This is a genomic window from Vibrio sp. SG41-7 (assembly GCF_014164465.1).
Lineage (GTDB): Bacteria > Pseudomonadota > Gammaproteobacteria > Enterobacterales > Vibrionaceae > Vibrio > Vibrio splendidus.
In genome coordinates this window covers 1-4,337 of record NZ_JACJFF010000210.1, presented here as the reverse complement: position 1 = coordinate 4,337, position 4,337 = coordinate 1, and the positions used below count along the sequence as shown (strand labels likewise).

The 4,337-nt window shown below is 44.7% G+C and carries 4 protein-coding genes and 1 pseudogene; all 5 read right to left on the bottom strand.

Going from position 1 to position 4,337, the window contains the following annotated elements:
* Nucleotides 1-200: 200 nt before the first annotated feature.
* The gene (locus tag H5300_RS25645; RefSeq protein ID WP_182797254.1) at nucleotides 201-710 is read right to left on the bottom strand and encodes a hypothetical protein; all 510 of its coding nucleotides are present in this window, start codon (nucleotides 708-710) and stop codon (nucleotides 201-203) included.
* A gap of 7 nt (nucleotides 711-717) precedes the next feature.
* Nucleotides 718-957 (bottom strand): hypothetical protein, encoded by a 240-nt coding sequence (locus H5300_RS25640; protein ID WP_182797253.1) that lies wholly within the window; start codon nucleotides 955-957, stop codon nucleotides 718-720.
* Nucleotides 958-1,205: 248 nt separating this feature from the next.
* Nucleotides 1,206-1,946 (bottom strand): IS21-like element ISVch3 family helper ATPase IstB, encoded by a 741-nt coding sequence (gene istB, locus H5300_RS25635; RefSeq protein ID WP_011988345.1) that lies wholly within the window; start codon nucleotides 1,944-1,946, stop codon nucleotides 1,206-1,208.
* Nucleotides 1,947-1,957: 11 nt separating this feature from the next.
* A complete protein-coding gene (gene istA / locus H5300_RS25630) occupies nucleotides 1,958-3,490 on the bottom strand; it encodes an IS21 family transposase (protein ID WP_182797252.1) in 1,533 nt (510 codons plus the stop codon).
* A gap of 549 nt (nucleotides 3,491-4,039) precedes the next feature.
* Nucleotides 4,040-4,337: pseudogene (locus H5300_RS25625) on the bottom strand (hypothetical protein); the annotation flags it as partial.

Below are 4,337 nucleotides of genomic sequence, written 5' to 3'. Positions count from 1 at the left end.
AAGCTCAAATCAGGTCAATTTAGGCATTTCGCAGGATGCGTGTATCTGAAATAGCGAAAACAGCGTGAAAGTGTGCTTTAAACACCCATGTTTAGATTGTAGAGCAGAAGTTAGAGTAGTCAGCGCCTCATTCTGACGTGAGTTATGTCGCGATTGTTCAGGTAAGGAATCATTCAGATTCCTTACCTTCGAGTATTGTACTAATCCACATCTTCAGTTGATGGTGTTGCTTCAACTATCTTACTCTTTTTATTTAAAAGGATGCCACCACGTTGATCTAGATGATTTGGGTCATTGCGAGGTACGGGAAATGGGGTGTGTTGAGGACTAAATGCCAAAATCAAAAGCTCAGATTTAACACTAGGATCTAACCACTTATAATGGACTACTGGACCTGAACAATGACCATCAACATTTCGATTTCGAATAAGGTCTGATCTAATTGGATCTATGGCTTCAGAGTAAGGGCCTGCATGATAATGCCACAACTTATTCGAACGATAACCGATACGTTCAGGAATCTCAGTACCATCGTCTCTCAACCAAGATTCTTTATTTTTACCAGGAAGAGGTTCACCGTCTTCAACTGTTGTCACGAATTCTGCTAACTTGAAGGCTTCACTTGTCGTTAACTTACCAAAATCAGAAAACTTATTGCAACGCCAACCTCCATTATAAAAATCAACGTGATAAAATACTTTTGCTGGCATACATTCCTTATGCTTTAGCTAGTTGAAGCTCTTGAGCTTTTTGTGCGTGAAGTTTCATAAACTGAGCCATGCGCTCAGCTTTAGAACCTTTTAAGTTCATTGAAATCTTCTTATCACTTTTAGCTCTATCTAACAATAGCTTAGAGTCATTTTCAAAAGAGAATGATGATTTTACGCTTGTAATAGCCATAGTTTTAACCCTTAACGCTACAAATACCTCAAACTTTACAGAGGTATATACAACCATAATATTATTGCATTTCTGTCGAAATTTCAATCTACAAGATATGAAGGCGACCATTTCCGTCAAACTTAAAGTGTGTATTAGTCTTCAAAACCTCACTAGCTCTATTTAGGCAAGAAGTAATTCGATCAGTCAACTGACTAAAGGTTAAGTACTAGCGCGTAAGCTTGCATGCGTATTTCGGTGATTGCGATCGCTCGTTTCGGTTTATTCCGATCACTTGATCCTGCCGTTTTTCTCTCTTCCTATTTTTACTCTAAGTGATCGGATTGCGCCAGTTTTCTCATCGACTCACCTCCTAGTTCTATTCGATGACTATTGTGTACCAGCCGATCCATTAGAGCGTCTGCGACAGTGGCGTTACCGATCATGTTGTACCACTCCTTTACAGGTAACTGACTGATGACGATCGTGCTGCTGTTTTGGTAACGATCTTCAAGCACTTCTAATAAGTGACCTGCATGCTCTTGGGTTAGCTTTTCCATCCCCCAGTCGTCGAGGATTAGTAGAGCTTTCTTAGCCAACGATTGAAGTTGCTTTTGATAGCTACCGTCCAGACGACCTGCGGTCAGGTCATCAAGCAGGCGAGTTAATCGGTAGTATCTGACCGTGTGTTGTTGGTCGCAGGCACTGGTTGCCAGTGCGCAGCCAAGATACGTTTTGCCAGCACCTGTTGGGCCTGTGATCAAGATATTCTGGTGCTTATGTAGATAACTGCCCGTTAGAAGTTCGCTCATCTGTTTACGATTGAGATTTCGTCCCTCCTTGTAGATGAGTTGGCTCGGCTGAGCATCCACTCTCAGTTTGGCTTGCCGTTTTAAGCGTTGGATTTTTGTCTGATTGCGATTCAAGATTTCACTTTCCAGAAGTAGGCTTAGCCTTTCCTCGAAGTCCAGCTCTGCGTAGGTGCTCAGTTGTTCTTGTTGCTGCTCTAACGCTTTCACTGCATGGCTCAAGCGGAGGGTTTTGAGTTGGTCGTTCAGTGCGTTCATTTGTATTTCTCCTAGTGATAACAGTTCGGGCCACGGACATTGCTATGAACAAGGTTCGGCGTGCTCGTGTTGTCTTTGCTCAGTTGTCCTTCACGATTGTTCTTCAGCAGATTGTTGATGAAGGTGTAGTTCGGTTTTGTCAGCATCAGCGCATCTTTACAGGCTTGCTCTAAGCGCGACTCGCCATGCGCTTTACTCAGATTGAGCAGCCCAAGGCAGGAGCGATACGACTGCTCTGGATGAGGCTTGGAGTAGAGCATCTTATTGATGACTTCTCGTGTGGCTGGGCCGATATTGGCTCCCCAGTTGAGCAGGCGTCCAGGCGACCACTTCTGATGTTGATGATTACTCGGCATGTGCTCTGGTTGGGTGCTGTTTCCGCGCTCTCTTTGGCTGCGTGGATGCTGGGCTACCAAGTTACCTTGATGGTAGATCTGCACCAGACGGTTGGAGGCTTCCAGTTCGACATGGTGACCAACAAGTTGATGTGGCACCGAGTAGTAGTGGCGGCGATATTCTATGTGATAATCAGGCCCAACCTTGGCTCGCTTGGTTTCGGTATAGAGGTATCGCTGCTTAGGTAGCGGCTTTAACGCTGGCTTATCGAGTTTGTCGAACAGCGCTTTGCGGCTCGCACCATACTGTTTCATCTCACGTTCGTTTAAGTCATTCATAAGCTCACGGATGGCAAGGTTCAGCTCTTTGAAGGTATGGAAGGTTTGATGTCGTAGTCGCATCATGATCCAGCGTTCCACTAGGAGCACGGCATTCTCTGCCTTGGCTTTGTCTTTCGGTTTGTAAGGGCGAGCTGGCATCACTGCGGTTTGATAGTGATTCGCCAGTTTTTGATAACTGTCGTTAAGTCTCGGCTCATAACGATTGGCTTTGGTGACCGCGCTACGTAGATTATCGGGAACCAAGAGCTGTGGTACACCACCGAAGTGCTCGAACGCATTGGCATGCGCCTCTAACCAGTAAGACTTACCTTGACTCGGGAAGGCTTCAACATAGGTGTAATTGGACGCACCTAAGGTCGCCACGAACACTTCTGCTTCGCGCACTTCACCTGTATCAGGGTTGACCACTTGAAGCCGAGTCCCACAGTAATCGATAAACAGCTTGTCACCTGCCACATGGAGCTGGCGCATGCTGCGCTTTTGAGCTTTGAACCAACGAGTGAAGTGCTCACAGAACTGAGTGTAAGCGTAAGCTTGTTCTTGATATTGCTCATGGTATTCCTGCCACAACAACATCTTTGTCATGCCTTTACGTCTGAGTTCGACTGCGTATTGAGTGAAGTCTGGCATGACTTTATCGCGACTGGCTTTCTTGCCGTGATACAGCGCTTGCGTGAGATCAGCATCGCTGCAACTTTCGGGTAGAGGCCAGCCAAGTTGGCTTTGTTTAAAGCGAGTAAGGAGTTCCGATATGGTGGACGGGCCGAGTTTCAGGCAAGAAGCGATACCACGATTGGAGAGACCGCAGTCGTACTTAAGGCGTAATACCTCTTTGATTTTGTTCATTGGAGTTCTCTTTTTGGCCATTGTCGCTTCCTTACGTTCTTGTTTAAGAAGTAAAGAATAGCGAGCTATTGATTTAAAAGAGAAAAAGGAAGGATTTCGGGCATTCCGATCGCGGTTTTCGCTATTCCGATCACCGATTTCGGAGTTAGGCTAAAAGTGATCGGATAATCGCGGAATCAGTGATCGGTTTAAACCGAAATGGGTGATCGGATAATCCCGAAATGACTGATCGGAATGCTCCGAAATATGCACTTGCAACTAAAGAAGGGTTGTGTTCGTGCTGATAGCTAGGTCGAATTAATCCCCGTGATACAACACGGGGATTAACGACGAACAGCATTCGAAGAATGGATAACTTCTAGTAGGGAAAAACCCCATTAACAGGATGTGAATGAGTAAAAGGTCTATCTAACATAAATGGGGCAGAAGTGTTTTAGAGTAGTCGCACTAAGGCGCTCTTGTCCCAAAGCATGGCGGCGTAACACGTCTCTGGACAAAAACGATTTAGACCTATAGCTCTAAATCGTTTATACAAGATTAGAAAAAGTATCTTGAAACCTTAAATGCTGGTTATAAGCCACCTAGTTGCGATTGCATATATTCAGGTGCCTTTTCAAGATCTAATGGTCGAGTAGTATGATTGTAAAATTCTGTTTTAAGTGATTTTGCAATACCATCGAGACCAGGATAGATCGTTGATTCATTAATACCTAACAAACCAAGTTTTGACTGAATTTGAGGTTTTAACTCACCAGGTATAACAAATTTATGCAACTTGTCAGTGTCAAATGCCTTTCTGGGTTCGTGATGAACAGTAAACAAGCCAGCTTGATTGACTACACGCTCTGAGATGCTTGGCCCATAGAAC

Coding starts and splice junctions, on each gene's coding strand:
- H5300_RS25645 (WP_182797254.1), bottom strand. CDS start 710: ATGCCAGCAAAAGTATTTTATCACGTTGATTTTTATAATGGAGGTTGG.
- H5300_RS25640 (WP_182797253.1), bottom strand. CDS start 957: ATGGTTGTATATACCTCTGTAAAGTTTGAGGTATTTGTAGCGTTAAGG.
- istB (WP_011988345.1), bottom strand. CDS start 1,946: ATGAACGCACTGAACGACCAACTCAAAACCCTCCGCTTGAGCCATGCA.
- istA (WP_182797252.1), bottom strand. CDS start 3,490: ATGGCCAAAAAGAGAACTCCAATGAACAAAATCAAAGAGGTATTACGC.